Here is a 26,227-nt window from a genome sequence, read left to right as displayed (position 1 = left end):
CGGTTTTCCGTGGCCCACGCTCTGGTTCCGCATCCGGCCTGGGTTCGGCGAGACAGTGCCCCAGGTCACAGCACCGCCGGTAACGTTCCGCGGCACCACCCCGTCCTTGAGGCAGACAGCCACCAAGGAGGGCCACATGTTCGCCGCATACGTCACGATCACCATCCTCGCCTCGGTCTTCACCGGCATCGCCGCCGTCACCTACCTGATCGGCCACGACTACCCGAAGGCCCAGGCGGACATGAAGCGGATACCACGGTCGTGGGTGCCGCGGCTGGGCATGGCGCTGGCGGCCGGCTCTCTGGGGCTGCTGGCCGGGTTCGCCGTGCCGCTGCTGGGGACGCTCGCCGCCGCTGGCCTCGTGCTGTACTTCGTCGGCGCGCTCATCGCGCACCTGCGGGTGGGTTCCCGCCAACTCGTGGGATGGGCGGTGTTCTTCTCCACCGTGGTGGCCACGCTGGCGGTGAACCTGGCCTACCACTGGTGACGCCGTCTGCCACGCCATCGGGAAACCTGGCATTATGCCTGGAGCGCCAGCCGACCCCCGGTCACGCGGATGCCCCAAAGGTGCCACATCACGATGAGTTCTCCCAAAGACCGCATGCCCCGGGTCGAATCACTGACCGGGCTGCGCTGGTTTGCAGCATTCGCCGTGTTCCTGTTCCACGCTAACCAGATCATCAAGCTGCCCACCGTCAATGACATCAGGCTCGGCGACTTCTTCCGATTCGGTGATGCCGGGGTCACGTTCTTCTATGTTCTCTCGGGCTTCGTGCTGACCTGGTCCTTCTCCCCCACGGTGAGCACCGGGACGTTCTACTGGCGCCGGATCGCCCGGGTCTGGCCCGCGCTCGCGGTCAGCACCGTCATCGCCTGGGTGGCCTTCGACCAGGTCTGGCACGACTCCTGGAAGCGCACCCTGCTGAGCCTGTCGCTGACCGAGTCGTGGTTCCCCCCGGCGGCGCATCTCGTCGCCAACCCGGTGGCCTGGTCGGTCTCCTGCGAGGCGTTCTTCTACCTGCTCTTCCCGTTCGTCATCCGGCCGCTGCTGCGACTGCGGCTGCCGGCGCTCGCGGTCATCGCGGCGGCCGGCATGGCCATCGAGTGGGCCTACTGGTTCTTCGTGCAGGACTTCATCGACCCGAAGCAGTACTGGATCCAACTCTCCTGGTTCATCCGCTTCCCGCCGATCCGATTCATCGAATTCCTGCTGGGAATGATCACCGCCGCCGCGCTTCTACGCGGATGGCGGCCGCGAATCAATCTGTGGCTCGCCCTGTCATCGGTGCCGGCATCGGTGCTGTTGCTGTGGTGGGGCGCACGGCAGGGCTGGTGGGCTGCGCACTGGTCGCAGCAGGGTCTGATCCCCGCCTGCGTACTCGTGGTGCTCGCGGCGGCGATCAACGACGTCTCCGGGAAGCCCTCGTTCCTTCGCAGCAAACCGTTGGTCTCCCTCGGTGCCTGGTCCTACGCCTTCTACCTGGTCCACCTGTCGGTCATCTACTGGCTGATGGGCACGGTGAAGACGAGCCCTCCGAGCTGGATGAATCTGAAGGTCCTGCTGGTCTGGACGGTGCTGGGCATCGCCCTGGCCTGGGCCTGCTACCGATGGGTCGAGCACCCGGTGGAGCGATTCCTGCGCAACCTCTACCCACTCCGCGTGCCGCCCGCACCACAGGCACCGCTGGCGTCGCACGAGGCGCCCACGGTGATCCTTCAGCGCACCGAGGCCGTCCTGACCGGGCACGGTGTCCGAAGCCAGGAAAGCGACCCGGACCGGGTGGGTTCACCGACCCGGGCGGGTCAGCATCTGGATCATGGGCGTCACCAGAGACAGTGACCGAAGGGCGTTCCTCCACTGGCCCGTCGATGGCCCGGGCGGCTCACCCCCCAGGTTCAAGGACCCCGACGAATGGTTACTCCGGCGAGACCATGCGGGCCAGGAGGGCCACGAGTTGCTCGCGCTCTGCCGGCGTGAGGGCGGCCGTCAGCTCGTCGTTGGCATCATCGCCCAGTCGCTCGGTGCGACGCAGGCGTCGCCGCCCGTCGGCTGAGATGGAGATCGCGTTCTTGCGCCGATCTTCTGGGTCCGGCGTGCGAATGACCAGGTCCTCGGCGAGCAGGTCGCGAACGAGCGCGGCCATGTCCTTGGGGTCGACGTTGAGGACTCGGCCAAGATCCGCCTGAGACACCGGCCCCAGTTCCGCGACGGTCGACAGGACCGCATGATGCATCATCCGCATGCCTTCGCGGGCCAGGGCCTCTGCGACGAGCCGGTGCCCACGAGCCGCGGCGCGGCCGAGAAGCCAGCTCGGCAAGGCGCGGATCCGGGCGGGAGCATACGGAACCTCGGCCATTCGCGCAGCGTACCAAAATCATTGGGATATCCCCACGAGCTTGCCCTATCGTAGGGGTATCCCAACGACATGGAGGTGCCCGTGCGCCGAGTCCGCTATTACGAGTACGGCAGCCCGGCGGTGCTTCGCCTCGAAGAGGCCGCGACCCCAGAGGCCGGGCCCGGCGAACTGCTGGTGCGCACCGAAGCGATTGGCGTGACCCTGCCATCCGTGCGAAGGGTTCGGGGCGAGGGCGAGACACCGCTACCCGGGATCCTTGGCGGAGAGATCGCCGGCGCGGTGGTCGCCACCGGTCCAGGGGTGTCTTCGTTCGCAGTCGGGGACCGCGTCACCTCCCTGACCTTCACCGGTTCGTATGCCGACCTGGTCCTCGCGCCCGACTTCATGGCGAGCCGGATACCCGACGGTGCCAGCTGCACACAAGCCGTCGCACTGGTCCGCAGCGGGCATGTCGCCCTGGCCGCCCTCGCCACCGCCCGGCCGACCACAACCGAGTCCGTGCTGATCACGGGTGCGGCGAGCGGCGTGGGACATCTCGCGGTCCAACTGGCGAAAATCCACGGGATCAAACGGGTCGTGGCGGCCGTCAGCTCGCCCGACAAGGCGGACTTCCTACGCGGGCTCGGGGCGGACGAGGTCGTCACCTACGACAGCCAACACTGGGGAGAACCGGTCGATGTGGTGCTCGACGGGGTCGGCGGCGACCTGCTGCCGCGCGCCTTGGCAGCACTGCGACCGGGCGGGCGGTTGATCTTCTTCAGCTCAGGCGGTGGCACGGTGCCCGCCTTCGACCTGCTCGCCGGCTCGAAGACCGTCACCGGCCTCACGATGGCCCGATTCGCCAACACCGAACCGGAGCTCTACGAGCAGCATCACCAACAACTGTGGCAACTCAGCCAGTCCGGACGGTTGCGACCCGCGGTACATGCCGAGATTCCGCTGACCGATGCCGCTTCGGCGCACGAGATCATCGAAGCCCGCGCCAATCTCGGCAAGGTCGTCCTACGCCCCTGAGTAACAGCCTTTCGCTGGCAGGCCGGCCGTCTCCGCAGATCACCGTGGGCGCAATCCGTCCATCATGACGGTGATGTAGGCGGCGGCGAGTTCGCCGGACGCCGGGGAGGATCGGGCGATCGCGAACGCCGACTCGCCGATCAGGACCGCGATGACGTCGGGTTCCAGGTCCGTGCGAACTGCGCCGTCGCGGCGCGCCCCGGCAATCATGTCCTCAACGACGCGCACCAGCTCTGCCCGCAGCGTTGTGGTGGCGGGCAGGTCCAGGCCGCCGAGTTGTTCGCTGATCGAGTGGTGGGCGGACTGGAATGCGATCAACTCGGCCAGGAACACGCGGAGGGCCCGTTCGGGGCTGGTCTGGGCGAGCAGGTCGCGGGCGCGGGTGACCACGGGTTCGAGCAGTGTGGAGACTGCGGCGTCGACCAGCGCGTCCTTGCCGCCGAAAGCGCGCACGACGGTCCCCGCCCCAAGACCGGCTCTCCTGGCGATGGCCTCCACGGTGAGGGTCGCACCCGGATCGGACAGCAGCGCAATCGCCGCATCGAGGGCCAGCTGCCGGTTGCGGACCGCGTCTGCCCGGCGCCCGCCTCCAACCGCAGTTGACATCTGGAACACCCCTTCCACATAATCATCTGGAACGCGCACTCCATTTATCGTACGTGAAGGGGCGCCTCCATGAACCAGCGGATCCTGATTTCCGGTGCGAGCATCGCCGGGTTGACCGTGGCGCACTGGCTCGCCCGGTACGGCTTCCGCCCGACGGTCGTCGAGCGCGCACCGGGCCTGCGTGCCGGCGGCAACGGCGTCGACGTGCGTGACCATGCCGTTGCCGTGGCCGAGCGGATGGGCATCATGCCGTCTATCCGGGCAGCAGCCACCGATGTGCAGGGTATGAAGTTCGTCGATGCTGCCGACCGCACCGTCGCCCGCCTCGACACGGCGGGAGCCAGCGAGGTCGAGATCATGCGCGGCGACCTGGTTGCCCTGCTGCATCGGGCGACCGGCGCCGGGGTCGAGTACCTGTTCGGCGACTCCATCCGCGGCTTGGCACAGGACGACGACGGCGTGACGGTCACCTTCGACCATGCCGGCAGCCGCCGCTTTGACCTGGTCATCGGCGCCGACGGCATGCACTCCAACGTCCGCAGGCTCGCCTTTGGGCCGGAGTCGCAGTTCCTGCGGTACAAGGACCACTACTTCGCCTTCGCCAATGCCGACGCGGCCCTGGGAGAGAACCGCTGGGTGACCATGTACAACCAGCCGGGCAAGATGGCCGGCGTCTACCGCTCCGGCAACCACGCCCAAGCCAAGGCGTACTTCATCTTCCGCTCCGGGCCGCTGCGGTACGACGTCCGCGACGTCGAGCAGCACAAGCGCCTGGTCAGCCAGGTATTCGGCCGGGACATCTCCTGGCAGATCCAGGAACTGCTCGCCGGAGCGCTGGCCGACCCGGACTTCTACTTCGACGCGCTCAGTCAGGTGCACATGCCCTCCTGGTCGACCGGTCGCGTCGGGCTGGTGGGCGACGCGGCCGCATGCGCCTCGCCAGCCTCGGGCGCGGGCGCGGAACTGGCCCTGGTCGGTGCCTACCGCCTCGCCGGGGAACTGGCCAGCGCGAGCGGTGACCACCGTGTCGCGTTCGCCCAGTACCAGGAAAGCCACCGCGATCTGGTGCACAAGAAGCAGCAGATCGGACCCAACGTCCGGCTCATGGTCCCGAAGACCCACGGCGGCCGGTGGATCCGGGATGGAGCCGCCTGGCTGCCGATCCTGCGTGCGATGACTGCCGCCGAACGCCTCCTGCGGGTCAAGGCACCCCGCGCGTTGCCGGAGTATGTATCGGCGATCTGATCCCACGGCTGGCCCGCCGCCCGGTGATGGCCCGCACCACTCCGTGCCCCCTCAGGCAACGATCAGGGCTCGGTTGAATGCGGTCAGCGATCTGGTGTCCCGAGGATGACGGTGAGGTCTTCTTCGGCCGCCAGCACAACACCGTCGAACTCCAACTGTGCGGCGGCCACTGCGGCTGCCCGGTCGTTGCCTGGCCAGAAGTGGGTGAGCATCAGGCGGCGGGCACCCGCCCGACGAGCCCAGTGACCGGCTTCGGTGGAGGTCAGTAGATTGCGTGTGGGTCGGTTGGTCTCGCCGTCGCGGTCGGTGGCCTCGACGATGAACAGATCGGCGTCACGGCCGAGTTCGGCCAACGCGGGAGTTGGGCCGGTGTCTCCCGAGTAGGCCAAGGCCATCCCGTCGGCCTGTATGCGAATGCCTGCGTTGGGCACGTGGTGCGGGAGTGCCACTCCGGTCAAGTCGAACGGCCCCACCCGGTAGTTGCCGGGCACCGGATGCAGGTCGAAGACCGCATGTAGGTCGACGTCCGGCTCCAGGCCGCTAATCCGGTCGAGCACGCCTGGCGGGCAGTACAACGGCAGCCGTGGTCCACGGAAGTCACCGTAGAACCGCATCCGGAACAGCCCGTGCAGGTCGATGCAGTGATCGGGGTGCTCGTGGGTGATGACAACAGCGTCCACCGCACCATCTGGCCAGTGCCCGAGCAGCCGTGGCAGCGTGGCGTAGCCAAGGTCGAGCACCAAGCGGTAGCCGTCCCAGTCCACCACGAAACCGCTACAGGCCCGGCCCGCCTCGGGAAAGGCACCGGAACTGCCAAGCACGGTGACCTGTCGCATCCGCACAGGATGCCAGACCGCCAGCGACCCGCAGGGCCGTCGCTCGCGACGCGTAGCGCCCGCCCAGCATTCCGCGCCTTTTCTGCGACCTACGACGAACGGCGGCTGCCGTTTGCCTACGGTTACGCACCTGTTCCAATTGAGCAGCACGCGTATCGCCAGTTCAGGCCGTGTTTCGGCTGCCTATTGAGGTGCCCCCGGCAGGATTCGAACCTGCGACACACGGTTTAGGAAACCGATGCTCTATCCCCTGAGCTACGGGGGCGCGAGGGAACAGTCTAGCGACCTGGGTGTTCGCCTGGGGTGGCAGGGAGTGGCGGATGTTCACGCACGTCACCCGGACCGCCGTTCTCCCAGCCCAGGACCAAGCTGCGCTGACACGCCATCGTCGACTGCCTACGAGTGCGATGCCCGCGCCGCGCGGCGTCGCTCAGTGAGCCGCCGCGCCTTCACCGCGTTGCCGCAGTCGGCCATGCGGCACCAACGGCGGGAACCGCTGCGGCTCTGGTCGAGGAACAGCCAGCCACAGCCACCTTCGAGCACCGGGCAGCGGCGCACCCGGGTCAGGTCGGCCGTCAGCATGACGTCGAGGGCCGCCTCGGCGATCCTGTCGGGCACCAGCATGGCCGGCACCGTGCCGTAGGCCAGTCGTACCCGCGACGAGTCGAGCACGAATCTTGCTCGGGCAGCCGCGCCGGACCAGCGCTGATGTAGTGCGACCAGCGCGGCGCCGGCCGCGACGGGGTCACCCGCCGTATCACCGTCCGCGTCGGTGATCGCGGCAAGCAGCACGAGATACACCCCTTCGCGAATGTCCCGCACCGCGGTTAGTCCCGCGTGCGCCGCCGCGGGCTCGTCGCGCCACGCCCGGCCAACCTGGTCGCCCTCGGCGTCGCTGATCACGCCGACCCGGACCGACCAGCGCAGCAGAGCGGAGCTGTCGGACAGGAAGTCGTGAGGCGACTCGCCCCCTCGCTCGAGGGTGTTGACCAGATCGAGCACAGGGTGGCCGCCGACCAACGGTAGCTGGCACACGTCGAGTGGCATGCCGAGAATGCTACCACCTAACTCATTCAAGGCGGTTATGCTCCGCTCGACTCAGAGCCGGTAATGCGACCCGCAGCGGGAGGGTCGAGGTGGGCAAGGCCGCGCGGCGCGGCGGGCCGAGGTAGGCGCGGCCGCGCGACGCGGCGGCCGAGGTAAGCCTGATCGCCACCAGGTCGCCGATGTGGGGGTGTCCCGCGGCCTGGACACCCCCATGTCGCCGACCTGGTGTCGATCATGGCGATGGGCCCCTGGGCGGGTGGGACATGACGAGGCATGTCAGACCGTCTATGCTACCGTCAAAACCCAGTTAGCCGGGATCAGACGAAGACATCTGGGATCGAGTAGCGCAAGGTCTCCTGCGTACCGCTTGCGTGGCGGCTTGTTGCTGCACCTTGTCCAGGATCTGGGAGGTAGCCGATGACGCACCCACGACGCGCGGTCTATGCCCTCGCCGCGTTGTCCGCCGCCACCTTCTGTTACGTCACCACCGAGGTGCTTCCGATCGGGTTGCTCACGCTGATCGCGCCGGACCTGGGACGCTCCAGGTCCGAGGCCGGGCTGCTGGTGACCGGGTACGCCGTGGTGGTCATGATTGTGGCGCTCCCGCTGACCCGGGTCACTCGGCGAGTGCCCCGGCGCCCACTGCTCGCCGGCTCGCTCGGTGTGTTCGCCGCGGCGACGACGGTGTCGGCCTTCGCGACCTCCTATGAGGTGCTGCTCGCCGCACGGCTGGTGTCCGCCACCACCAACGGTGTCTTCTGGGCGGTGGTGTTCCCCGTGGCGATCTCGATGTTCCCCGCGAACATCCGAGGCCGCATCGTGGCTCGGCTGTCGATCGGTAACGCTCTCGGCCCGGTCCTCGGCGTACCGCTGGGCACCTGGTTGGGCGCGCAGGCGGGGTGGCGGGCCGCCTTCGTCGCGATGGCCATCCTCGGCTTCGTCACCTGTATCGCGGTCGCCCTGCTCCTGCCCAGCGTCACACCGCAACAAGGTGCGGGCGACGTCGGGCCAACGCCGGATCGACACCGCTTCGTGGTGCTCCTCGTCGCCACCATCCTCGCGGTCACCGGCGCCATGGGCGCGTTCACCTACATGACCGTCTTCCTCCTCGACGTCAGCGGATTCGCCGCGGCATCTCTCGGCATGCTGCTCTTCGTCCAGGGCTCGTTCGGCGTCGCCGGCACCTGGGCGGTCGGCCGCGTGCTGGACCGGTTTCCGCTCGGTGTCGTGCTGGGTCTGCTCGGGCTCATCACCGCCGCGATGCTCGGCCTCTACGTGGTTGGCTCGAGCAAGGCATTGACGATCCCGTTGCTCGCCGTGGCGGGGATGTCGTTCAGTTCGCTGATCGCGGGAATCCAGCACCGCATCATGCAGGTGGCCCCGTCGACCACCGACATGGCGTCGGCCAGCCTCAGCGTCGCGTTCAACTTCGGCCTCGCAGCCGGCTCGTTCATCGGCGCGGGTCTGCTCGCGACGGCCGGGGTGCGCGTCATCCCGTTGTTCGGTGGTCTGCTGACGGCCGCCGCGTTCGCGTTGCTCGCCTGCCACGAAACGTCCCGCAAGAGAAGGAGAAACCTCCAAACGGGCCCGCGCGCCGGCGCCGATCCTGTCAACCGGGATGGCCGGGTCCGGCTCTGATCCACCCCAGCTCACCACCCTGTTCCCCAACTGCTTCGGCTGATCATCGGAGCACCCGACAGACACCGAGTCGGAGGGAGCCCACGGGCCTGCGAGCACCGCCAGCGCAAGAGAGCCGGGCCGATCCTTCGTAGCCGGTCAGGCCGGGACGCCCGGAACAGCAGTTGCCTATGCTCGATGGGTGGAGGAGAACGCGCAGGCCGTGCTGACCGAGATGCTGCAGGCGGCCGAGGAAGCCGCGCCGGTCGAGGCGGTTCAGGCCGTCACCGGCGCCATCGTCACGGCGTTGAACGCGCTCGGCGTCTCGCTGCTCATCGCCGACCTCAGCGGCCGGGCACTGGTCCGTCTGACTCACCAAACGGCCCTCGGCGGTCCCGGCCGACGTCAGGGCGAGGAGACCGCCGAGGTTCTCCCCTTCGACGGCGGGCCGTACGAGCAGGCACTGCGCCAGCAGACCGCTGTGGTGCTGACCGGCGACGACCGGTGGACGGTGCTCGCACCCGTCACCGAACGCGGCGAGGCCATCGGCCTGCTGGAGATCGAGCTGCCCGACGAGCCGGACGCCGACGTCACCGCACGGATCGCCCGCACCGCACACGCGTTGGCGTTCGTGGTCATCGCCAACCGTCGACACACCGACCTGTTCGAGTGGGGGCAGCGCAGCGCTCCGTTCACCCTCTCCGCCGAGATCCAACGCCGCCTGCTGCCCGCCTCGTTCACGTGCGAGGCCGGCGCATTCGCCCTCTCCGGCTGGCTGGAGCCCGCCGCGAGCATCGGCGGCGACACCTTCGACTACAGCGTGGCCCGCGACACGCTGCACGTCAGCGTCACCGACGCGATGGGCCACGGCGTGGCCAGCGCTCTGACGGCCACCCTCGGGGTCGGCAGCCTGCGCAACACCCGCCGCCACGGTGACAGCCTCATCACTCAGGCGGAGTTGGCCAACCGCGCCGTCGCCGAGCACGCCAACGTACGCGGCGCCTACGTGACGGCCGTGCTCGGCCGCGTCGACCTGACCACCGGGCGTTGCGAGCTGCTCAATGCCGGCCACGTTCCGCCGATGCTGGTACGCGACGGTCGGGCTACGCCGCTGGAACTGCCCGCCAACTTCCCGCTGGGCATGTTTCCCGACGAGGGTTACCGCAGCGGCGAGGTCATTCTGCTGCCCGGCGACCGGCTGGTCATCGTCACCGACGGGATGCGCGAACGCAACGCGGCCGACCTGGACCTGCCCGCCGCTCTGCTCCGCATCACCCACCTGCATCCCCGTGAGGCGGTCCGGGCGCTGTCCGACGCGGTGTTGGCAACCGCCGGACCGGTCCTGGCCGACGACGCCACCCTGCTCATCGTCGACTGGTACGGCGGCAGCGGGCCACGATCGAGCACCGCTGGCGCCGACACGGCCCGCGCCAGCAGCCTCCCCCGGCGACGGTGATCATGACACCGCCGACAGCGCCTCCTCGGCGTCGCGCACCGACTCGAAGACGCCGATGACCCGGTCCACCGAGGTGATCGACAACACCGTACGCACCGGCTGACTGACTCCGGCCAGGGCGAGCCGAGCGTTCCGTTCCCGCAGGTCCTTGTAGGCGACCACGAGCACGCCGAGGCCACTGGAGTCCATGAACTCGACACGGGTCAGGTCGACCACCACCACCTGGGGTTCGCTCTCCACCAGTTTGCGCAGTTGGTCACGCAGTTCGGGCGTGGTGCTCATGTCCAGGTCGCCGACGACCTCCACCACCGTGCCGATCCGCCCCTGCCGCGTCGACAGCGTGAAGTCCACGAAACCCCCTCGTTACGGCGTCACCGGCAGCCCGGCGACACTGCGCGCCGTATCAACGGTGCCAGAAGTCCGCGCCGATCGCTCGTCGACGTGCGCCACCGCCCCGTCAGCGGTTTGGCGCCTCGGGCTCCGGCTCCCCCGCAGGCTCCGCCAACCCGGGCGGAGACGGAGGGGGGTCGAGCCGATGACGCCCCGCAGGCGGTTACCCGGCCTGCGGGGCGTCATCCGATCACTGGTGGAGCTGGGACGGATCGAAGATCGATCAGCCCGGGTTCACTGCGATGTAGTAGCCGGTTTCGTCGGTCGTGCTGCCGTCCGCCTTACGCCCCTTGACGACCAGGTAGAGGCTGGTCGCCTCGGTCGGGGTCCAGGTGATCGACGCACGGCCCTGCGCGTCGGCGGCGACCGTGCCTGCGGTGCCGCCGATCGTGTACTCGAAGGACGTGATCCCGGCGGTGCCGCCACTGAATTCGAAGCGACCCTCGACGCCGACTCCCCCGCCGGGTGTGTCCCGCGGATACACCTCGGAGACGACCTGCGGCGCGGTGCCGATCTGGAACGGGTATTCGGTGACCGGGGAGAGCCGGCCGTCCGCGGTGCGACCCTGCACGGTGAGGGTGTTGAGCCCGTTGCGGTCCGGCACGACCGTGACCAGGGTGTTCCAGTTGTCCGCTCGGGGAACGGTCAGCTCCGGGCCGTCGTTGAGCCGGTAGCGGTACTCCGCCACCTCCGGCGTCCAGGAGGTGCTGAGGGCGAAGTCACCGGGCACACCGATGCCACCCCTCGGGCTCCACTCGTTGTACTGGCTCCACACCGAGACCCGGGTGTCGCGGACCGGGACGGTCATCTCGCGCTCCGGCGACGTCGTGCCGTCCTGAGCGACACCGGTGACCCGGGCCGAGAACCAGCCATCCCACTGCGGGGTGAACGACACGGTCGCCGTGCCGTCCGGCCCTGCCGCGATGATCTGGTATTCGCCGAAGTCCAGCGAATAGCGGAACTCCTTGGTGTCGGGTAGCGCCGAACGGAACGTCAGCGTCATCGGCTGAGCGGCGGCACCACCGTTCGGCGGGTCGGTGATGATGACCGGCGCCTCGAACGGCTGCCAGGTGAAGCTCTTCTCGGGCGATCGGGTGCCGTCGGCCAGCAGCGCCCGGACGAGCAGCGTGTTGTCGCCGGTGTGCACCGGCGTGACGTTGACCGTCACGCTGGCACCAAAGGAGTCGACGACGGTTTCCGGGCCGCCGTCGAACCGGTAGACGTAGCCGGTCACGTTCGGCAACTGGCTGCTCAGATAAAACTCCACTGGCAGGCCGACGCCGTCGATCCGGGTGAGGTGTTCCAGTGTCGGTGAATACACCGACGGCACCGGATCGAGGACGCTGAACTGGTAGTAGGTCTCCATGGACTTCGAGCCGTCCGCCTGCACCGACCGTACGACCATGGTGTGCCACCCCGCAGTCGCCGTCCACGGCACCACGGCGGTGTCGTCCGCCGCCGCCGGGACGGTCTGCGGGGTGTCGTCCAGGACGTACTCGTACGAAACGACGTCGGCGTTGCGCGGCGTGAACGTGAACGAACCGGTCTTGCCGGCAATCGGCTCGCTGTCGAAGTTGAACTCGGCGGACTCGACCCCGGGGGCGTCGGTGACCATGGTCCGCAGGGTGTCCTGCCCGATCAGCTTGTTCTTCGCATAGCTGCTGACGACGACCTCGACCTCGCCGACCTCGGTGAAGGTGAGCTGCCCGGTCGCCTTACCGTCGACGGCCGGCACCCGGGACTCGGGGCCGCCCTTGACCTGATAGCCGAAGGCGGTCGTCTCGGGCTTCGGCGCGGTCAGCGTGATCGTGCTCGGCAGCCCGACCCCACCCAGCTCGATCTGCGCGCTCGGCGCGGTGTCGGCGATCCAGAACCGGTAGGTCTTCTCCGGCCCGTGGTTGCCCGCCGCGTCGATCGAGTTGACGTAGAGCTCCTCGAACCAGTCCCGCTTCGGGGTGTATTCGAGGATGGCCGAGCCGCCCGGGCGACGCGCGTTGATCCGGCCGGAGTCACCCATCGAGTCACGCCACGCGAAGGCGACGACGTCGCGGTCGCCGTCCGCGTCGAGGCGGAACTTGCCCTTGAGGCCGGTGCCGCCGCCGGGCGTTCCGCCCTCCGGGTAGAGCTTCGAGGAGACGGCCGGCGGATTCGCCGGTGCCGTCTTGTCCATGACGAGGTAGCAGACCTTGCTCCACGGCCCGGCGTCGTAGTAGTCACTGGCGCGGGCCTGCCAGGCGAGGAGCTCACCGTGGGCGTACTGGCTCAGGTCGGTGGCGAAGTTGTAGCTGTAGAACTCACGGCGCTGGTCGGGGTGGTCGACCGGCCAGATCGCGTAGAGGATCGACGGGAAGTCGTCCTCGTCGGGGTCGTTCGCGGTAGCCCTGAACAGGGTTGAGGCCGCTGCCGGCGACGGCCTGGTGACCGTGCCACACGGCCGGTCCGGAGCCTCCAGGCGCGGGTCGGTCACGGTCGGCGGGTAGTTGGAGGTGGAGCTCAGTGTCGGCCGCTGGAAGGTGCGGCCGGCGCGCGGGTCCGTCTCCTGGGCTGCCGTGATCCGGTATTCGATGGTGATCGACTTCTCGTGCCGGGTGAGCGCGGCGTTGAGGGTCGACACCATGTCGATGCCCAGGTAGCCGGGGCAGTAGATGGAGTCCGGGCCGCGGTCGGCGGAGATCAGCTTCTCCAGCTCGGCGGGCGGGTTGTTCCAGGTCGTCCCGGACTTGACCGCAGCGGTACGCCACACCTCGATCGTCGCGGCGGCGGAGCAGTCGGTGACCGTCTCCTCATTGGTGTAGAGGTACGAGTTGTGCACCACCGCGCCCTTGAGCTGGGTCAGGTCGTAGGTGAAGTAGGAGCGGTAGGTGTGTGCCTTGTTCGCGCTGTCGACAAGTGTGCCGACGGGCGGCGGAACAGCCGGGTTGACGAACTTCTTCGTCGGGCTCTGCGAATCGAGGTACGCCCAGCTCGACAGGGGTTGATTGGTCGAGGTGGCGGCGAGGGCCGGCTGGCCGGTAGCCAGAACGGCGGTGGTGACACCGACCGCCATTGCCAGCATCGCTGCACCGATGCGTTTCATCTAGACGTTGACCTCCACTTGACGGCGCCTGTGTCGGCGCCGATCGGTGTCATCGTATCGACGGCCCGCACGTATTTTTGACCCTCGGATCCACTGTGTAACGGACTGGACTGAGGTCAGAGCGCCAGCGGTCGGGCGGCCCACTCGCCGGCCAGTTCCTCCGGGTCACCGGTGCAAAAGAGCGGCGGTTCGTGTAGCAGGAAGTCGCGGTGGCTGATGTTCCAGGCGTACGCGCCGGCCATGGCGAAGGCCAGCACGTCACCCACGCCGATCGGCCCGGCGGTGGTCGAACGGGACAGCACGTCCTTCGGGGTGCAGAGCTGCCCGACCACGGTGACCGGCCCCCCGTCGGTGCGCGGGCCGTCGGTGGGCAGGCCGGCAGAGCCGCGCCGCCGGTGCACGGTGAACGGCTGCGGGTGTCCCTTCGCCGCAGGTGTGCGCAGGTGGTGGGTGCCGCCGGCCACCACCACGAACCACTCGCCGTAGGAGCGCTTCACGTCGATGACCTCGGTGAGGTACGCCCCGCAGTAGGCGGTCACCGACCGGCCTGGCTCGATGCGCAGCCGCACCCCCGGGTGCGCGTCGAGGACGCCGGCCAGCGCCCGACCGTAGTCCACCCAGTCGAAGCGTGCCGCCGGGGCGGCGTAGTCCACGGCCATGCCTCCGCCGACGTCGACCTCGACCGCGCCCACCTCGGTCACTGCCCAGCGGACCACGGCGGCGGCGACCGTGGCGGCAAGCGGCGCGTCCAGCCCGCTGGCCAGGTGGGCGTGGATTCCGCGTACGTCGATGCCCGCGGGCGGGCGGCGGACGCACTCGGCCGCGTCGGCCGGGTCCATGCCGAACGGGCTGGGTCCGCCACCCATGAGCAGGCTCGCGCCGGGTGCGTCGACCGGCAGGTTCACCCGCAGCAGCACCTGGGCGGACCGGCCCGCGGCGGTGGCCAGCGCACCGAGCCGCCGAAGCTCGGCGGGCGACTCGACGTGGATGCGGTGCACTCCGGCGGCGAGGGCGGCGGCGAGGTCCGCATCGGTCTTGCCCGGCCCGGCGTACGCGGCCGGGGCCCGGCCCGGCAGCACCTCGGCCAACCTCCGCAGCTCACCACGGCTGGCGGCCTCGAACCCGTCGACGACCGGGGCGAGGGTACGCAGCACGCCGGGGTCGGGGTTGGCCTTGACCGCGTAGAGCAGCTCGACCTGCCGGGGCAGCGCCGCCCGGATGGCTTCGGCCTGCGCGGTCAGCGCGTCGAGGTCGTGGACGTAGACGGGTCTCGTCACCGTGGCCCACCCATCGGGTTGGGCACCGGCACGAACGGTGCGGCCCGGTCGGCGTCGCGCCGCCACCGGACCAGCAGGTTCGCCTTGGCCACCAACGGCTCACCGTTCAGCAGCACGCGCAGCTCGGGCGGATCGTCGAGGTCGGCGGCCACCGCCTCGACGACGGCCCGCACCTCGTGCCACAGCCGCCGTTCGATGCCCGGCCGCGCGTCGGCGAGGGCCCCACAGATGCCACCGAGGTGATTGACGAACAGACAGTAGACGATCCGGCGGCGGGCGTCCCGGGGACCGTAGCGAACCTGCGCCGGCACGTCGTCCGGCCAGGTGTCCCACCGATCGGCGTCGAGCTTGACCCCCTCCAGATCGCGCAGCAGCATGCGTACCGGGTGACGGTCACGGTCGAGCACGACGACCACGTTCTGCAGGTGCGCCTCATGCACCACACCGTGGCTGAGCCAGCAGCCCAGCACCGCCGGCACCAGCAACCCGACGTACGCACGCCACCAGGCCACCGGGTCCGGTGTCACCAGCGGCGTGGCGGCCAGCGCCGCTGCCAGCAGCGGAGTGTCCCCGGGCCGCAGGTGGGGGCGTAGGCCGCCGCGCAGGATCGTCCCGTACGCCTCGTCCGGGCCGGGGACGTCGACCGTGCGGTAGGCCGGCTCGGCGAGCAGCCCGACCCCGTCCGGCATCGGCACCCGGGCCAGCAGGTCGGTCAGGGCGACCGCGCCCGCGAGTTCGTAGCGGGCGTTCTTACGCAGGCAGTTGGTGATTCGTACGTGCAGGCTGGTCTTGACGAAAAGGTCGGCGTCAGGGGCGTAAAGGGTGCGGACGCTCGCCGTCGGTCGTACCGGCACACCGGCCGCCCCGAGATCGCGCAGCCGTGGGTGCTCCGGTGGGATGAGCGAGAGCTGCCAGGGATGCACCGGCAGGACACGGTGCCCGACCGGAGGCCGTGGCGGGTCGAGGGCGGCCACGAGCGGATCGAACGGTCCGGCGCCGGCGACCAGCTCGTCCGGTACGGCGAGCCAGTGCAGCCGGAACGACGTACGCAGCTCCGGCGCGTACGCCCGCCAACTGCCCGGGTCACCGCTGCGCCACTTCGGGGTGGGGTGGTGCGGGTGGCCGAAGACCAGTGACTGCTCGGAGTCGACGTACGCGTCGATGGCGGGTTCACCGGTGGGGGTCGGATCCTCGGCCGGTCGCTCGGCCAGCAGCCGGGCCATGGTGTCCCGGCTGGCCCGGACCTGCTCGACGAACTCGTCGTTCGCCAGCCCGGTACGGGTGGTGAGTTCCGCCGCGACCAGAGTGGCCAGCCCGTCCGCGTCCAGGTCCTGCCACCGCCCGTCGTCGGTCTTCCGCTGCACCGGGCCGGCGTAGCGGTGCGAGCCGAGCGGTGAGAGTCGGGTGGCGGCGCAGCGCACCGTGACGCCGAGGTGCCGCAGCAGCAGACGTACGGTGCCGTCGACCACGCTCGGGGTGCCGTCCGGCGGAGCAAGTTCGCGGAGCAGGCAGCCGAAGATGGCGTGGGCGGCAGCCAGGTCGGCGAGCTGGCCGGTGGCGCTGGCTGGCCGGGAGCGCAACTGTGCGCACGTCATCGTGTCTCCCGGAGGTAGTTCGGGCCGGTACGCAGGTAGTACTTGTTGATGTCGGCGCAGCCCAGCCGCTGTTTGGGCAGCAGGGTGCCGGCGGTGAGCATCGCCTTGATGGGCAGGTGGGCGGCCCGCAGGACCCGCTCGGTGAAGGTTCGTGCCGCCGGGCCGTCACCCCACCTGTCGCGGGCGGCGGCGAGGCGGGGTGCCAGCGCTTCGGCGGGGGTCGGCACGGGCAGCCCTCGGGCGGCCAGGGCGATCAGGGGCGCGGCGGCGGCCAGGTGCAGGGTGATGGTGATGAAGACGTCGGCCAGCTCCTGCGGATCGCGCGCCCACATCCGGTCGTCGGCCAGGACGAGCCCGCCCCGGCCGCCGTGCCGCGCGTCGAGTCGGGCACCGTCGTTGTCCTTGTAGAGCAGGCCGACCGTACCGTCGGGGTGCACCAGCAGGTGGATGTTCTGCGGGTGCGCCTCCAGGGCGATCCCGTGGCGTAGCCACAGGAAGACGTGCCAGTCGAGCAGCAGGTCCAGATAGGACTCCAGCAGCGTCCCGGGCCGCTCGGGGCTGATCCGTTCGAGGACCGTGCCGGCGACCGGGTCGGCCGCGGCGAGGGCCGCGACCGGCACCACGTGGACGCCGGCCAGGTCGCGCGGGAATCGGCGCAGCAGGAAGCTGCGCCGCTCGTCACCGTCGACGTGCGCCCAGGTGCTCTCGTCGGCATGCCGGATCCGGCCGGCGAAGGCGGGTTCCGCGCCGGCGATCTTCTCGAGCAGCGCGGCGACGGCCGCGCCGTCGGCGAGCGAGCCCGGGTGCAGCGTGCGTCGGTTGCGGGCGCCGAGGCTCGCGGTGGGCAGGGGCAGTTTGAGGTGCAGGTACGGGTCGTCATCCAGCGCCACCGTCCGCATGGAGAGGGTGGGTCGCGCCGAGATCACCGGCAGGTCCGTCACCGGTAGCGCATCGCGTGCCGCGGTGATCGGATGCGCCGGCAGCAACACCTGATCCGGTCGCTGTGCGCGCGGCCACCACGATGGGAGTTCGCCGGTGAGCCGGACGCCCTCGGCGGGGGCCGCGTACCACCGCAGCGCGAAACGCGGGGCGTGCTCCGGGGCGTACCGGAGCAGTTCGTCGTCGCTGAGACCGTGCCGGCACCGGTCGGTGGGGTAGACCGGGTGGCCGTGGTGGGCGGCGAGCACGTCGTCCAGGAGCGCCGCCGGCAGACCTGTCGGGGTGCTCGCGCGTGCGGTGGCCACCTCGGCGAGCACGCGTGGTCGGTCGCGGGCCGCGAGCCGTCGGGCGCGCAGGTCGGCGCGGCACTCGGTGCCGAAGTCCCGCCAGCCGGCCTCGGCCTCGGCGTTGCCGTGCGGGGCGAGCACCGTCAACAACCCTTCCAGGGTGTCCGTGCGGTGGGTGGCGCCGTTGGCGAGCACCAGCACCATCGGCGCCGTGTTGCGCAGGGTCTGCTGGAAGCCGTCCGCCCGGACCGGAATGCACAGCAGGCCACCGGGGCGCGGCACCTGCCACCAGTCGGACCCGTCCGGTCGGCCGGTGCTGAGGCCTGGCCCGTCCAGTCGGCCGGTGCTGAGCAGGCCGAGGTGGTCCTCGCGCAGCAGGGCGTCGAGCACCCGGCCGAACACCTCCCGCTCGCAGTCGTCGGTCACTCGACGATGGTCCACTGCAGGTCGCTGCGGAAAGCGGCCAACGAATGCCGGACGGTGGCGTGGTCGGGACCGATCGCGTGCAGCACGGCGAGGTAGTCGCGGTTCGTCCCGGTGTGCTCGGCGACGCGGCCCACCGCACGCAGCGGTCGGCAGCCCAGCCGGACATCGCCGTGCACGGTGTCCAGCCGGCCCGGTGCGGTGACGAGCCGGCCCGAGGTGTCCGCGCAGACGTACTCGACCTGGGCGTACCGGTCGACGGCGGTCGGCAGGCTGAGGGCGGCCAGCGGCTCGCCGAGGTGCAGCCGGATGACGTGTTCGAACAACGGCACGCCGAGCAGCTCAGCGAGGATCAGGTCCATCCGGTCGCCGATGAGGCGGTAGTTGACCTCGATCAGCCGGACCCGGCCGTCGGAGATGACGTACTCGGTGTGGCAGGCGCCGAAGCCCACCCCGAGCGCGTCGAGCCGCGCTCGCAACCGGGTGCTCACCGGCTCCGCCGGGGGCGACCAGTCGAGGCTCTGCTCGGTGAAGGTCGGTGGCGGGCCGAGGTTGGTGCGCCATCCGCCGAGGGAGGCCAGCGTCGTGCCGTCGCCGAGGGTCTCGAAGGTCCGCAGCTCCCCGGCGAGATACTCCTCGACCACCAGGGCGACGTCCGGCCGACGTCCACGGATCTCGGTGACCCGGGCGACCAGTTCGCGGTGGTCCGCCACCAGGTACGCGTCCTCGCTGGCCACCCCCTCGCGGGGTTTGACCACCGCCGGGAACATCCCGACCGGCACCTCCGGCGCGACGCCGGGGTCGATGGTGACGGTGCGTACCAGATCGAGCCCGGCAGCCGCGATCGCCCGGCGCGCCGCGGCCTTGTCCTTGCACAGACGGGCGGCGTCGGGGTCCTTGCCGGGCAGGCCGAGCTTCCGTGCGGCGATCGCGGTGACCTCCTGAAGGTGGTCGCTGTTGGACAGTAGCGCCACCGGTCGGGTTGGTGCCGTCGCCGCGACCACCGCGGACGGGTCCCGGACCGCGCACCGCACCACCGGCACGTCCGAGGGCCATTCCGCAGGTCGGTCGGTCAGCACGGTGGCCGACAGCCCGAGCGCCGCCGCCGCTGGGAGGACCCCTTCCAGGACGGCGTCGGTGGGGTTGAGCGCGGTCAGGTACAGCCGCATACCGCCTCCGTCGTCGACGACGATTGTCGCGATTAGGATAGCCTACCCTTATTGGGCGGGTATGGGGCGGTCTGCCCGATGCAGCAACCCGGCGGCGACGAGGCCACCGACCAGCACCGCAGCCGCGCCCACCAGCTGTCCCGTCTCCAGCGCCGAGGCGAAAGCCACGGTGACGGCCTCCCGCTCGGCCCCTTCGCGCGCGGCGGCGAGGGCGGCGGGGAACGATCCGGCACCGGACAGAGCCGCCGGCAGCAGGGCGGCGAACCGGGCGTTCAGCACGGCACCGCGCACCGCGATGCCGAGGCTGCTGCCGACCTCGGTCATGGTGCCGTCGACACCCGCGCCCGCGCCGGCCTTCTCCGCCGGGATCACGCTCATCACCGCTTCGACGATGGCCGGGTTGGCCAGCGCGCAGCCGAGCAGCAACCCGGACAGCACCAACGCGTACGCGTTGATCATCCATTGCGCCTCGGCGGTGCTGGCGCCCAGCTCGGTGGTGAGCACCGGCACCGCCACGATCAGCACGGTGTTGTGCAGGACCACGACGAGCTGAGCGACGCAGAGCACGGCCAGGATCAGCCACCGCTGCGGCAGTCGCGCCGATGTCGTGGTGGCCGCGGCGGGGTGAACCGCCGTCACGCCGCAGCCTTGACGCCGTCCACCGTCGAGTGCTCTGCCGCCGAACCGGCGACCGGACGGGGCCGGTTTGGGAATCGCCGCTGATGGGCGATGCCGAGGACGACACCTGCGACCACCAGCACGATGGCCGCTACGGCGACCGGCGGGTAGCCGACCCCGTCGGCGGCCGCGAGACCGATGGACGCGGCCACGAACGAGCAGACCAGGCCGAACGACGACAGGACGGTGAAGTCCGTGCCACCGGTGTCGGGTCGCGAGTAGTCCATGTTGACCGTGTAGAGCACGACGTTGGCGATGGTGTAAGCCACCATGAAGCAGCAGAGCGCGGCCACCGTCGCGCCCAGCGGCGCACGGCCGCTCATCAGCGGCAACAGCAGCAGCGTCGACACCGTGAGGGCCGCGCCGCCGACCACGAGCACGCCACTACGCCCGAACCGCCCGATCCCGAGCCCCGCGACCAGACCCGCCACGATGGCCGGGGCGCTGGTCACCACACCCGTGACGACGCCGATCCGACCCAACGACCACCCCGCGTCGACCAGGGCCGGCGTCACCAGGGCGTACGCCATCCCCGCACCGACGTAGACCAGCGGCACCACGCCGAACGTCCACCACCGGCAGCCCGGCTGGCCGAACACCGACAGCAGCGCCCGGTAGGCCGCGCCGACCCGGGCCACCCGATCGGTACGCGGAGGCTCCCGGAACCGCCACACCACCAACAGGCCGATCGCCGTCAGCGCGGCCAGCAAGCCGATCGCCGGTGCCCAGCCGAACTGGTCGTAGACCAGGACGCAGGCACCGCCGCCGAGCAAATTGCCGAGGTAGCTGGCGGCGACCTGAATGCCGTTGCCGGTCCCCCGGGCCGAATCGGCGAGCATCCGGACCGCGACGGCGTCCACGGCGATGTCCTGCGTGGCGGAGAAGAAGACGTACGCGGCGCAGATGGCGACGATCGGGCCGAGGGCGTCGGCCGGGTTGGAGAACGGCAGCAGCGCCAGCAGGGCGAGCACCAGGGCGCTCTGCAGCACGAGCAACCAGGATCGGTAGTGGCCGCGGTGCCGCGAGCCGTACCTGTCGAGGATCGGCGCCCAGAGGAACTTGATGGGCCAGATCAGGCCGACGATCTGCAACAGCGCCAGAGTGTCCAGCGAGGTGCCGCCGTCGCGCAGGATGGCGGTCAGCCCGACGGTGATGAAGCCGACGCCGAGGTACTGGGTGACGTACAGCGCGGTCAGGGTGCCGAGACGGCCCTTCATGCGGCTTTCCAGTAGCCGAGGGAGGTCAACCGGTCCTTGTCTACGCCGAGCGTCCGCCGGATGTGTCGGGTGATGCCACGGGTGCTGGCCGCCTCGCAGGCCACCCAGTAGTGACCCGCCCCGGTGGTCGGCAGGGCCGCGCAGACCGTGTCGACGAGGTGCTGACCGGCGTCGCGTCGAGGCACCCAGGTGACCTCGTGGTGCGCCCGGGCCCGTGGCGCGAGCGCCTTCTCGCCCTCGTGCGCGTACTCCAACCAGACCGTCGCCGGGATGTCGGCCCCGGCGTCGAGCAGGCTGTTCACCGCGGGCAGCGACGCCGCGTCGCCGACGAGGTAGAGGTGCTCGGGCGCGGGATCGGGCAGCTCGAAGGCGCTGCCCTGAACCGTCGCGGTGATGGTGTCACCAACGTGGGCCGTGGTGGCCCAGCGGGCGGCGCAGCCGTCGTGGATGGCGAATTCGAGGGTGAACCGGCCGGTGCCCGGGTCGGGGTCCACAAGCGTGTACGCGCGCTGGTGCGCCCGGCCGTCGTTGTCGAACCAGAGTCGGATCCACATCGTGGGGTGCACCCCGCACGCTTCCAGCAGCCCGCCCCCGTCGAGGAGAAGCCGCTGGTAGTGCCCGTCGATCGACTCGGTGCCCAGCACGGTCAACCGAAAGTCCCGGCCTCCCATGGCCTTGAGGACCAGGGCCTCCCAGTTCCGTTTCACGCACCCCTCCAGGTAAGGTCATCCTTGGTTAGGGGAGGTTAACCTAACTTGCGCCCCGGATGGAACAGAGGACAGCTCGCGATGACGCACCTGGAGAAGATCGCCGGCCTCGGTGAGTTGTCGTTGGTGACCGTGGACCCCGACCGGGACGCCGAACTCCTGCACGGCTGGGTCACCCGCCCCCGCAACTCCTTCTGGGGCATGGGGTCGCACACCCTCGAAGAGGTACGCGAGATCTACGCCTTCGTGGACAGCCTGCCGACGCACCACGCGTACCTGATCATGGTGGATGCGGAGCCGGTCGGCCTGTTCCAGACCTACCAGCCCGAGGCCGACCCGGTCGGCGAGCGGTACCCGGTGCAGCCCGGCGACATCGGGATGCACCTGCTGCTCAGCCCGGACCGACGCATCGCCCGCGGCCTCACCAACGCCGTCGGCCCCGCCCTCGCCCGGTTCCTGTTCGGCGACCCGGCCGCCCAACGGATCGTGGTCGAGCCGGACGTCCGCAACCACCTCGCCCTGCGCCGGCTCGAGATCGAGGGCTTCACCTTCGACTCGGAGATCGACATGCCGGACAAGCGTGCCCAACTCGCGTTCCTGACGCGCGACCGGTTCGCGGCGAATCACCCGACCGCTGCGGACTGACCGCCCAGCGCGCTTAACTGGCCGACGGCGTCGCGGGCGACGGGGCTGCGGCGGTCTGGTCGGCGCGGTCCCATCCGTGGGTGAGACCGACGGCCAACGTCGTTGCGACCAGAGCCGCGACGACGTCGGCGACCCGCCAGGCGCGGGCATCGGGCGCGGAGCGTTCGGTCATCGTCTGGTGCTCATCCATCCGCCCGCCTCCTCCTCAACGGGCGGCTTGGAACGCGCGGCCGACCAGGGTCGCCTTGGTGCCGTCGCTGAACAACCCGGACCGGTCCTTGTCGGTGGCGGGCAGGCCGAACCAGGCGTAACGCTGCACGTAGGACAGTTGACCGAGCATGGCGGTGGCAGCGGTCAGGAAGGCCGCCTGCTGCTCCTGGCGCGGGAACTGTTGGCCGCCGCCGTCGAAACGGATCAGTGCGAACTCGGTCAGCCAGATCGGTTTCCGGTACCGCTGGTACACCGCCTGCAGATACTGCCGGAGCTGGTCGACCGCGGTGGTGGTCGCGAAGTCGGCGCCGAACCAGTGCAGCGTGATGAAGTCCACCCGGTGACCGCGGGCCTGGGCGCCGGTCATGAACCTGTCCAACCAACCTTGCGGCTCCGGGCCGCCCCAGGCGACCGCCGGGCTGCCCAGCTTGCTGCCCGTCGCCATCAGCTGCGGCCACAGGTCCAGCGCCTGCTCGACGGTCATGTTCGCCTGCTCGGGCAGGTCCGGCTCGTTGAAGGTGAGCAGATACGGCCCGGCCGCCCTGGCCCGGGCCAACTCCGCCGCGGTGACGTTCTCCGCGCTGCGGATCATGGGCACGAACGTCACACCCTGCGGAGTGCTGATCCCCGGGTGCTGGGTGCCCCAGGTGTAATACCAGCCAGCCTTGGAGCTCGCCAACGCCTGACTGGCCCCGGCGAAGTTCCACACCCCGACGCCCTTGCGCGCGGAGCTGACCGCCGGCGCGACTGGCGCCCTCGACGAAGGTCGGGCGCTTGGCGACGGTGCAGCGCTCGGGGAGGCGACGGCGGTGGGCGCGGGGGGCGGCGGGGCAGCCCATGAGGGCGCGGCCGGATCCTTCGGCAGGATCACCACCGCCAGGGTGATGGCGAGGACGGCGGCGACCACCCCGGCGGCGAGGGACGGGACAAGGCCGCGGGGCCGGTGCACCGCAAGGTCGACGACGCTCGGGCCGCCGCCCGCGTCGGTGGGCACACCGCCCGTTGGGACCTGCCCGGCCGAGTGGTCGACCGTCAGGCCCGGGGGGTGCTGCCCGACGGCCTGCGTGGCCACCGGAGGCACGGCGCTCGGAAAGTGGGCGCTGAGACCCGCCGGCAGTGGCAGCAGCGGCAGTCCGGCGAGCAGCCGGTCGATCGGCAGAAGGTTGGAGCCCAGTCGTCCACAGGACGGGCACTCGCGGACGTGCCGGGCCAGTCGCTTGCGCCAGAGTGGGCTGGGAACGCCGTCCCAGTCGGCGGTCACGGCGCGCAGGTCCGGGCAACCGGGGCGTGCGTGCAGCGCGCGTACGACGCCCCGGGCGCTCTGGATCTGCTCCTTCATCCGGTGGATCCGCACCGCGACGTGCCCGAGCGACAGCCCGAGCGCGTCGGCGAGCTCAGGTCGGCCGATCTCGCCGGTCTCCTCCAGCCACCACAGCGAGAGCAACTCCTGGTCGTCCGGGTCGAGCCAGCGGGTCGCCTCGGCGACCTCGCGTCGTTGGTCGGTGAGGCCGAGCCGGAGGATGGTCATCCCGGCGAAGTCGGAGGCGGGGTCGGGCACGTTGTGGATCGCGTCGAGCCCGGCGTCGCGGTTGAGCGCGACGCGTCGCCGCTGCTCCCAGTCGCGCACCTGGCGGATGGTGATCGCCACCAGCCAGGACCGGTATGCCGCCGGGTCGTTGAGCGCGGGTAGGTACCGGATGACCCGTACCAATGTCTCCTGGACCACGTCGTCGACGTCGGCGTGACCGCGGAGCGCACGCCCGACGATGTTGTAGACCAGCGGAAGCGAGGCCGCGACGACGTCGTCGAGAGCGCGCTGGTCGCCCTGTCGGGCCGCGACGACCAACCCGGGATCGGGTAGTGCTCGACCGGCTGACGACATGCGTGTCACTCCTTGTGTGCTCATCCGCGCGGCGCCCAACGCTGGATGCGCTGACCGCCCTCAGGATCGGAGACTCGCACCAGCGGGTTGGATTACAGAATTGTCTGGCCCCGGCAGGCCAGATGCGACCCGGGGCCGCCGGTGGTGCGTGCGGGTCGCCGACGCCGGGTATGGTGCGGGGTGTCGGTGTCGCCGGGCGCTCGCCCGTGAACGAGACACCCTGATCGGGCGCCAGTGTGAGCGCCGAATCGTCCTGAGGTCGCACGGCGAGAGTTGCCGAGGCCGGACGCACTCCTTCATGGAAGACAGGTTCCTGCATGACATCGAACGACAATGGTCGACCCGCCTTGTTTCTCGCCACGTCGAACGCCGAGGTCGACGGGTCGGCGGTGACCTTCGACGGCAGCGAGGAGGCCATGCGGCGGCTGCGCCACCCGTTCGCGGTGAAGCCCACCCCACACGCCCCGGCCGCTGCCGACGAGGCGGATCGGCGCGGCTGATCCAGCGAGCCCGCACCGTCCACGAGCACCACGAGGCTCATACTTTCGGCTAGTAATTAATCAAACCTTCGGGTAATGTCCGGGTCATCAATTGAACGACATGACGCGGTGGCGAGGCCCGTGATCGTGGCCTTGCGATAGCGCAGTTCGCCCGTACGTGCGCTCCGGCGGCAGCCGGTTCGGAGATCCTTCCGGTCGATCCGTTCGACGGGCATGTGCGGGAAGGACCACCCCGATGGCCATCATCGTCGAAACAGCGACCAGCACAAACGTCGGCCAGCCGAGCGGCGACCAGAGCCCGGATGACCTCCTGGCCGCCCTTGCGGCGACCCCGGCGAACGACCCGCGACGCCCCGCGCTGCGGGACCGCGCCATCGAGGCATGGCTGCCGCTCGCCCGACACCTGGCGCGCCGCTACTCCGGGCGTGGTGCACCCGATGAGGACCTGACCCAGACCGCCTCGGTCGGGCTCATCAAGGCCGTGGACAACTTCGACCACGACCGGGGTGTGGACTTCTCCGGGTACGCCATCCCCACCATCATCGGCGAGATCAAGCGGTACTTCCGGGATCGCACCTGGGCGGTGCGCGTGCCCCGCCGCCTCCAGGAGCTGCGCCTCTCGATCACCGCGGCGAACAGCACTCTGACCCAGACCCTCGGCCGCTTGCCGACCGTGGCCGACATCGCGTCCTACCTCGACCTGTCCGAGGAGACCGTCCTCGAAGGGCTGGAGGGTGCGCGCGCCTACCGGGCCACGTCGCTGTCCACCCCCGTCGGGGCCGACGGCAGCCGGGAACTCGGGGACACCCTCGGCGGCGACGACCACGAATTCGATCTCGTGGAGATCCGCGTCGGCCTCGCCCCGGCCCTCGCCACGCTGCCGGAGCGCGAGCGCGAGATCCTGAGTCTGCGCTTCCACGGCAACCTGACCCAGGCTGAGATCGCCGACCGGATCGGCGTCTCGCAGATGCACGTCTCCCGGCTGATCACCCGATCATTGGCCGCTCTGCGTCGCCACCTGACCGACCCCGACCACAGCGCGTTCTGAGGCGGC

General features: G+C 70.2%; 23 protein-coding genes, 1 tRNA gene and 1 pseudogene. 9 read left to right on the top strand and 16 right to left on the bottom strand.

Going from position 1 to position 26,227, the window contains the following annotated elements; translation table 11 throughout:
* Positions 1 to 136 precede the first annotated feature (136 nt).
* On the top strand, positions 137 to 487 hold the full coding sequence (locus JOD64_RS17500) for a DoxX family protein (RefSeq protein WP_204943196.1): 351 nt from the start codon (positions 137 to 139) through the stop codon (positions 485 to 487).
* Between the two features lie 93 nt (positions 488 to 580).
* Positions 581 to 1,840, top strand: coding sequence for an acyltransferase family protein (locus tag JOD64_RS17495; protein WP_204943195.1), 1,260 nt, complete (start codon positions 581 to 583; stop codon positions 1,838 to 1,840).
* Between the two features lie 76 nt (positions 1,841 to 1,916).
* Here the strand turns inward: JOD64_RS17495 and JOD64_RS17490 are convergent, their stop codons facing one another.
* Positions 1,917 to 2,357: a MarR family winged helix-turn-helix transcriptional regulator gene (locus tag JOD64_RS17490; protein WP_204943194.1), complete on the bottom strand. Its 441-nt coding sequence runs from the start codon at positions 2,355 to 2,357 to the stop codon at positions 1,917 to 1,919.
* 69 nt (positions 2,358 to 2,426) lie between these two features.
* Between JOD64_RS17490 and JOD64_RS17485 the strand changes: the two genes are divergently transcribed.
* A complete protein-coding gene (locus tag JOD64_RS17485; protein ID WP_239559552.1) occupies positions 2,427 to 3,371 on the top strand; it encodes a quinone oxidoreductase family protein in 945 nt (314 codons plus the stop codon).
* A 39-nt stretch (positions 3,372 to 3,410) separates the two neighbouring features.
* Here the strand turns inward: JOD64_RS17485 and JOD64_RS17480 are convergent, their stop codons facing one another.
* Positions 3,411 to 3,977: a TetR/AcrR family transcriptional regulator gene (locus JOD64_RS17480; protein WP_204943193.1), complete on the bottom strand. Its 567-nt coding sequence runs from the start codon at positions 3,975 to 3,977 to the stop codon at positions 3,411 to 3,413.
* A 69-nt stretch (positions 3,978 to 4,046) separates the two neighbouring features.
* On the opposite strand from JOD64_RS17480, the gene JOD64_RS17475 reads away from it, so the two are divergent.
* A complete protein-coding gene (locus JOD64_RS17475) occupies positions 4,047 to 5,222 on the top strand; it encodes an FAD-dependent monooxygenase (protein ID WP_204943192.1) in 1,176 nt (391 codons plus the stop codon).
* Positions 5,223 to 5,305: 83 nt separating this feature from the next.
* Here the strand turns inward: JOD64_RS17475 and JOD64_RS17470 are convergent, their stop codons facing one another.
* From JOD64_RS17470 to JOD64_RS17460, 3 genes are all read right to left on the bottom strand, one after another.
* On the bottom strand, positions 5,306 to 6,058 hold the full coding sequence (locus JOD64_RS17470) for an MBL fold metallo-hydrolase (RefSeq protein WP_204943191.1): 753 nt from the start codon (positions 6,056 to 6,058) through the stop codon (positions 5,306 to 5,308).
* A gap of 192 nt (positions 6,059 to 6,250) precedes the next feature.
* Positions 6,251 to 6,323, bottom strand: a tRNA-Arg gene (locus tag JOD64_RS17465).
* A gap of 131 nt (positions 6,324 to 6,454) precedes the next feature.
* Positions 6,455 to 7,105: a CGNR zinc finger domain-containing protein gene (locus tag JOD64_RS17460; RefSeq protein ID WP_204943190.1), complete on the bottom strand. Its 651-nt coding sequence runs from the start codon at positions 7,103 to 7,105 to the stop codon at positions 6,455 to 6,457.
* 417 nt (positions 7,106 to 7,522) lie between these two features.
* Between JOD64_RS17460 and JOD64_RS17455 the strand changes: the two genes are divergently transcribed.
* Positions 7,523 to 8,743 (top strand): MFS transporter, encoded by a 1,221-nt coding sequence (locus JOD64_RS17455; protein WP_204943189.1) that lies wholly within the window; start codon positions 7,523 to 7,525, stop codon positions 8,741 to 8,743.
* A gap of 181 nt (positions 8,744 to 8,924) precedes the next feature.
* Entirely contained in the window at positions 8,925 to 10,178 is a 1,254-nt protein-coding gene (locus JOD64_RS17450) for a PP2C family protein-serine/threonine phosphatase (RefSeq protein WP_204943188.1), read from the top strand.
* On the opposite strand, the gene JOD64_RS17445 is transcribed toward JOD64_RS17450, so the two are convergent.
* From JOD64_RS17445 to JOD64_RS17405, 9 genes and pseudogenes are all read right to left on the bottom strand, one after another.
* Positions 10,179 to 10,529, bottom strand: a complete 351-nt coding sequence (locus JOD64_RS17445; protein ID WP_204943187.1) for an STAS domain-containing protein — start codon at positions 10,527 to 10,529, stop codon at positions 10,179 to 10,181.
* A 262-nt stretch (positions 10,530 to 10,791) separates the two neighbouring features.
* Positions 10,792 to 13,644 (bottom strand): hypothetical protein, encoded by a 2,853-nt coding sequence (locus tag JOD64_RS17440; protein WP_204943186.1) that lies wholly within the window; start codon positions 13,642 to 13,644, stop codon positions 10,792 to 10,794.
* Between the two features lie 116 nt (positions 13,645 to 13,760).
* Complete coding sequence (locus tag JOD64_RS17435; protein ID WP_204943185.1) at positions 13,761 to 14,921, bottom strand: alanine racemase; 1,161 nt, start codon at positions 14,919 to 14,921, stop codon at positions 13,761 to 13,763.
* A complete protein-coding gene (locus JOD64_RS17430; RefSeq protein WP_204943184.1) occupies positions 14,918 to 16,516 on the bottom strand; it encodes an IucA/IucC family protein in 1,599 nt (532 codons plus the stop codon). Before JOD64_RS17430 ends, JOD64_RS17435 begins: the two co-directional genes overlap by 4 nt.
* On the bottom strand, positions 16,513 to 18,168 hold the full coding sequence (locus JOD64_RS17425; protein WP_204943183.1) for an IucA/IucC family protein: 1,656 nt from the start codon (positions 18,166 to 18,168) through the stop codon (positions 16,513 to 16,515). Before JOD64_RS17425 ends, JOD64_RS17430 begins: the two co-directional genes overlap by 4 nt.
* A complete protein-coding gene (locus JOD64_RS17420) occupies positions 18,165 to 19,334 on the bottom strand; it encodes an ATP-grasp domain-containing protein (protein WP_204943182.1) in 1,170 nt (389 codons plus the stop codon). Before JOD64_RS17420 ends, JOD64_RS17425 begins: the two co-directional genes overlap by 4 nt.
* Positions 19,335 to 19,382: 48 nt before the next feature.
* Positions 19,383 to 19,772: pseudogene (locus tag JOD64_RS17415) on the bottom strand (MFS transporter); the annotation flags it as partial.
* Between the two features lie 197 nt (positions 19,773 to 19,969).
* On the bottom strand, positions 19,970 to 21,229 hold the full coding sequence (locus JOD64_RS17410) for an MFS transporter (protein WP_204943181.1): 1,260 nt from the start codon (positions 21,227 to 21,229) through the stop codon (positions 19,970 to 19,972).
* Positions 21,226 to 21,936, bottom strand: a complete 711-nt coding sequence (locus JOD64_RS17405) for a siderophore-interacting protein (RefSeq protein WP_204943180.1) — start codon at positions 21,934 to 21,936, stop codon at positions 21,226 to 21,228. Before JOD64_RS17405 ends, JOD64_RS17410 begins: the two co-directional genes overlap by 4 nt.
* Positions 21,937 to 22,017: 81 nt before the next feature.
* Here JOD64_RS17405 and JOD64_RS17400 point away from each other — a divergent pair, with 81 nt between their 5' ends.
* Complete coding sequence (locus JOD64_RS17400) at positions 22,018 to 22,581, top strand: GNAT family N-acetyltransferase (protein WP_204943179.1); 564 nt, start codon at positions 22,018 to 22,020, stop codon at positions 22,579 to 22,581.
* Positions 22,582 to 22,594: 13 nt separating this feature from the next.
* On the opposite strand, the gene JOD64_RS17395 is transcribed toward JOD64_RS17400, so the two are convergent.
* Complete coding sequence (locus JOD64_RS17395; RefSeq protein WP_204943178.1) at positions 22,595 to 22,771, bottom strand: hypothetical protein; 177 nt, start codon at positions 22,769 to 22,771, stop codon at positions 22,595 to 22,597.
* 15 nt (positions 22,772 to 22,786) lie between these two features.
* A complete protein-coding gene (locus tag JOD64_RS17390) occupies positions 22,787 to 24,673 on the bottom strand; it encodes a sigma-70 family RNA polymerase sigma factor (protein WP_204943177.1) in 1,887 nt (628 codons plus the stop codon).
* A 317-nt stretch (positions 24,674 to 24,990) separates the two neighbouring features.
* On the opposite strand from JOD64_RS17390, the gene JOD64_RS17385 reads away from it, so the two are divergent.
* Both JOD64_RS17385 and JOD64_RS17380 read left to right on the top strand, forming a co-directional pair.
* Positions 24,991 to 25,173 (top strand): RlpA-like double-psi beta-barrel domain-containing protein, encoded by a 183-nt coding sequence (locus JOD64_RS17385; RefSeq protein WP_204943176.1) that lies wholly within the window; start codon positions 24,991 to 24,993, stop codon positions 25,171 to 25,173.
* Positions 25,174 to 25,408: 235 nt separating this feature from the next.
* Entirely contained in the window at positions 25,409 to 26,221 is an 813-nt protein-coding gene (locus JOD64_RS17380; RefSeq protein ID WP_204943175.1) for an RNA polymerase sigma factor SigF, read from the top strand.
* Positions 26,222 to 26,227 lie beyond the last annotated feature (6 nt).

Origin of the sequence: Micromonospora luteifusca (genome assembly GCF_016907275.1) — a bacterium.
In the GTDB taxonomy this organism is placed as follows: Bacteria; Actinomycetota; Actinomycetes; order Mycobacteriales; family Micromonosporaceae; genus Micromonospora; species Micromonospora luteifusca.
This window is presented reverse-complemented; position numbering and strand designations above follow the sequence as displayed.

Excerpts from the sequence above, each read along its gene's own strand:
- JOD64_RS17500 (WP_204943196.1), top strand. The coding sequence starts at position 137 with ATGTTCGCCGCATACGTCACGATCACCATCCTCGCCTCGGTCTTCACC.
- JOD64_RS17495 (WP_204943195.1), top strand. The coding sequence starts at position 581 with ATGAGTTCTCCCAAAGACCGCATGCCCCGGGTCGAATCACTGACCGGG.
- JOD64_RS17490 (WP_204943194.1), bottom strand. The coding sequence starts at position 2,357 with ATGGCCGAGGTTCCGTATGCTCCCGCCCGGATCCGCGCCTTGCCGAGC.
- JOD64_RS17485 (WP_239559552.1), top strand. The coding sequence starts at position 2,427 with ATGGAGGTGCCCGTGCGCCGAGTCCGCTATTACGAGTACGGCAGCCCG.
- JOD64_RS17480 (WP_204943193.1), bottom strand. The coding sequence starts at position 3,977 with ATGTCAACTGCGGTTGGAGGCGGGCGCCGGGCAGACGCGGTCCGCAAC.
- JOD64_RS17475 (WP_204943192.1), top strand. The coding sequence starts at position 4,047 with ATGAACCAGCGGATCCTGATTTCCGGTGCGAGCATCGCCGGGTTGACC.
- JOD64_RS17470 (WP_204943191.1), bottom strand. The coding sequence starts at position 6,058 with ATGCGACAGGTCACCGTGCTTGGCAGTTCCGGTGCCTTTCCCGAGGCG.
- JOD64_RS17460 (WP_204943190.1), bottom strand. The coding sequence starts at position 7,105 with ATGCCACTCGACGTGTGCCAGCTACCGTTGGTCGGCGGCCACCCTGTG.
- JOD64_RS17455 (WP_204943189.1), top strand. The coding sequence starts at position 7,523 with ATGACGCACCCACGACGCGCGGTCTATGCCCTCGCCGCGTTGTCCGCC.
- JOD64_RS17440 (WP_204943186.1), bottom strand. The coding sequence starts at position 13,644 with ATGAAACGCATCGGTGCAGCGATGCTGGCAATGGCGGTCGGTGTCACC.
- JOD64_RS17430 (WP_204943184.1), bottom strand. The coding sequence starts at position 16,516 with ATGACGTGCGCACAGTTGCGCTCCCGGCCAGCCAGCGCCACCGGCCAG.
- JOD64_RS17420 (WP_204943182.1), bottom strand. The coding sequence starts at position 19,334 with ATGCGGCTGTACCTGACCGCGCTCAACCCCACCGACGCCGTCCTGGAA.
- JOD64_RS17410 (WP_204943181.1), bottom strand. The coding sequence starts at position 21,229 with ATGAAGGGCCGTCTCGGCACCCTGACCGCGCTGTACGTCACCCAGTAC.
- JOD64_RS17400 (WP_204943179.1), top strand. The coding sequence starts at position 22,018 with ATGACGCACCTGGAGAAGATCGCCGGCCTCGGTGAGTTGTCGTTGGTG.
- JOD64_RS17395 (WP_204943178.1), bottom strand. The coding sequence starts at position 22,771 with ATGGATGAGCACCAGACGATGACCGAACGCTCCGCGCCCGATGCCCGC.
- JOD64_RS17390 (WP_204943177.1), bottom strand. The coding sequence starts at position 24,673 with ATGTCGTCAGCCGGTCGAGCACTACCCGATCCCGGGTTGGTCGTCGCG.
- JOD64_RS17385 (WP_204943176.1), top strand. The coding sequence starts at position 24,991 with ATGACATCGAACGACAATGGTCGACCCGCCTTGTTTCTCGCCACGTCG.
- JOD64_RS17380 (WP_204943175.1), top strand. The coding sequence starts at position 25,409 with ATGGCCATCATCGTCGAAACAGCGACCAGCACAAACGTCGGCCAGCCG.